The organism is Cupriavidus sp. WGlv3, from assembly GCF_023952475.1.
Taxonomy (GTDB): domain Bacteria; phylum Pseudomonadota; class Gammaproteobacteria; order Burkholderiales; family Burkholderiaceae; genus Cupriavidus; species Cupriavidus phytorum.
Map to the genome: position 1 here is coordinate 1 of NZ_JALHRX010000084.1, position 1820 is coordinate 1820.

The 1820-nt window shown below is 65.2% G+C and carries 1 protein-coding gene; it reads right to left on the minus strand.

Features of this window, described 5'->3' with window-relative positions; genetic code table 11:
* Window positions 1-167 precede the first annotated feature (167 nt).
* A complete protein-coding gene (locus MKD38_RS30510) occupies window positions 168-1670 on the minus strand; it encodes an ISNCY family transposase (protein WP_371925760.1) in 1503 nt (500 codons plus the stop codon).
* Between the last annotated feature and the right edge of the window lie 150 nt (window positions 1671-1820).

A 1820-nucleotide genomic window follows, 5' to 3' on the forward strand; every position in this document is an offset into this window, starting at 1 on the left:
GTCATGGTGATCGTGTCCGGTCGCATGGCGGCTCCCTGGCTGGCTCAAGGCCGTACAGGTTACCCGGACCAACTCGGACATTTGAATCTGGCTATAACCGGACATTAAAATCTGGCGCCAACACCTTTTGTCTAGGCGGTTTTGAAAGGTCGTCGCCTCCGCTAAATTCAAATGTCGGCATGGGCGTGCTTTTTGTGCGGGGTTGCGTTCTTTTGCGGGGTAGCAGTAGGGCGGTGGGGCTGGCCTGACGTGACCGAATTCCGCTCAGGGTGGGGCGGTGGATTCACCGTGGGCCAAGTTGAAAGGTCCGCTTTCTGCTTGAGTGGCGCCGCGGCCAGCGCGCGCTCCAGATCGAGCCGGTTGATCAGCCGCTGCCGCTTGACGTTCAGCGGCGCGCGATGGGGCCGAGCGGGTTCACCCTGCAGCGTGCGCGACGGCCCCGCCTGCTGGCGATCGTCGCGCTGCGCCTGCACCTTGGCAGCCAGTGCCAGCACCGCTCCCAACCGCTTGTTCTCGACGATCGCACCCTGGTCCATCTCGCCGAGCCGGTCATAAGTGGTGTAGGGCAGGGCAGCGCCATCGGCCCACAGCTCGATGCGCCCGTCCGGATACTCGGCGACCTCGATATACCGATGAATCAGGCGCCGGTGCTCGGGCCGGTCCGCGAGCAAGTACATCACCTTGTCGTACTGCAGCGTGAGGCTTTGCGAGACCTTGCGCCATTCGCGCCAGCTGAAGATGCGCGCCAGGTCCTCGTCGCCGCGCAGCGGCCGGTGCGCATCGAAATCGCGCCTGGGCACCTTGGCGAAGCGCGCATTGAAGTCGGCGATGAAGTGCGGGGCAAAGGCGTTGGCGGCGGCCATCGTGCTGATGCCGCGCAGCCGCAGCTCCTTGACCAGCCGGTCCTGCAAGGTGCCGTTCATCCGCTCGACGCGGCCCTTGGCCGGGCTCGAATTGGCGCACAGGATGTCGATATTGAGCTCGAACAGCGCGCGCCCGAACTGGGTGTAGCCGCGGCCTTCGGCGCTGTCCCTGGCGTTGACGCGGAAGATGCCGGCCTTGTCGCTGTAGAACGCCATCGGCTTGCCATGGCGCTCGACATAGGCACGCGTGGCGGTGAAATACGCCGGCGTCGACTCGGTCGGCACGAACAGCAACTGCATCAGGCGTCCAGTCGCGTCATCGACATAAACCAGCAACGTGCACGCCGGCGCCCGGTCCTCGAACCAGCGGTGGTCGCTGCCGTCGATCTGCACCAGCTCGCCCAGGCAGGCGCGGCGGTTGCGCGGCTGGTGCACCTTGGGCGGGCGCAGCTTGCGCGGCACCCAGAAGCCGGCGTCGATCATGATGCGGCGAACGGTCTCCGTGGCCAGGTCGATGCCATGGCGCTCGCGCAGCTTCTCGCACGCCAGCGTCGGGCCGAAGTCGGCGTAGCTGTCGCGGATCAGGCCGCGCACCCGGGATTCGACCCCGGGCGGCAACTGGCGATTGCTGTCACGGCCGCGCTTGCGTGAGCCCAGGCCACAAGGACCGTCCTCTCGGTAGCGCAGCACCAGACGTTCTACCTGGCGCCGCGACAAGCCGAGCTTCTCGGCGGCACGCCAGACCGCCAGGCCATGGTCGACCACGGCCTGAATCACCTTGAGCCGATCGAGTTCGCGCATCGTCATCGTGATGGTCTCGGGCTTGCGCATCGCGGCCTCCGGTCTCGGATGGACGGAAAGCCGCCAGCATGCCAGCCTTGGCAACGGGGTACGACATTTCTATTTGGCTCAAGTACGACATTACTATTTGGGTCTAACACCTTTCCTTCGCATAAT

What these genes read in the sequence shown, in the direction of transcription:
- MKD38_RS30510 (WP_371925760.1), bottom strand. Translation starts at nt 1,670, where the DNA reads ATGACGATGCGCGAACTCGATCGGCTCAAGGTGATTCAGGCCGTGGTC.